At 67.9% G+C, this 1,105-nt stretch carries 1 protein-coding gene; it reads left to right on the forward strand.

The window, feature by feature from the left end:
* Positions 1-199: 199 nt before the first annotated feature.
* Complete coding sequence (locus ABT078_RS42545; protein WP_351237852.1) at positions 200-901, forward strand: LysR family transcriptional regulator; 702 nt, start codon at positions 200-202, stop codon at positions 899-901.
* Positions 902-1,105: the final 204 nt, after the last annotated feature.

Raw genomic sequence — 1,105 nt, forward strand, 5'->3', positions numbered from 1 at the left:
ATCGCAACTAGTGCCGGAAAGGGACCGTAGACGGCTCCGCACGGGTCCGGTAGAGGATCACGAGTAATGCGGGCATAACGAGCGGCTATGGCCCGGAGAAGAGAATCGTGAACATCGAGACGTTGCGCTATGCCCAGGCAGTTTCCCGGACGAAGTCCTTCAGCGCAGCCGCACGGGCTTACGGGGTGCGCAACCGGCCTTGTCGAGCGGCGTCGCGCGGCTGGAGGAGGAGCTCGGCGTGAAGCTTTTCGACCGCTCATCGCGCGGGGTCAAGCCCACCCCGCACGGTGCACGGATCCTGCCCCTGATCGAGCACGTACTCGACGACCTCGACACGCTTGCCGCCGAGGCCCAGCGGCTGGCCAGTCCGGTCACCGAAACGATCCGCATGGGTGTGTCACCCCTGATCGGGGCCGAACTCGTCGCCCGCGCCTTCAATGCCGCGCGCAACCTGAAGCGTCCACGCGACCTTGTTCTGCGGGAAGCGGACCTCGACCCCCTACGCGCCGACCTGGAGGCGGGCCGGCTGGACATCGTGCTCGTCCCCGCCGTGCCCGGCATGCCCACCGTGCGGCACCATGTCATCGCCCGTGAATCGGTGGTCGTGATCGACTGCGCGGCCGCGAGCGACAGCCCGGTCGAGCTTGAGGACGCGGCCGGCGCCCGCTTACATCCTTCGGCCCTCCACCTGCGGACAGACCACCTTCACCACCGAACTCTTCCGCAGCGACGACGTGGCGCTGCGCACGTACTCGGGCGACGCCGCCGGCTTCAGGGCAGTGGACGAATGGGCAGCGATGGGCCTGGGAGCGGCGCTCCTGCCTCGCTCCGAGGTCACGCACCAGCTCGCCAGTTGCCGCCCCCTCTTCCAGGCGGGCACACCCGTCGAGATCATCTATGAGGCCATGTGGGAATGCGAGACGCCCCTCAGAGCCGACCTGGAGGAATTCGTCACGGCGCTCACGGGGCTGGGGCGGTTCCCCGACGGCGCCCAGGACGGCGTCGAGCGTCGGGCCATAGCCGCTCGTTATGCCCGCATTACTCGTGATCCTCTACCGGACCCGTGCGGAGCCGTCTACGGTCCCTTTCCGGCACTAGTTGCGAT

This window comes from Streptomyces sp. NPDC002133 (genome assembly GCF_040296405.1).
GTDB lineage: Bacteria > Actinomycetota > Actinomycetes > Streptomycetales > Streptomycetaceae > Streptomyces.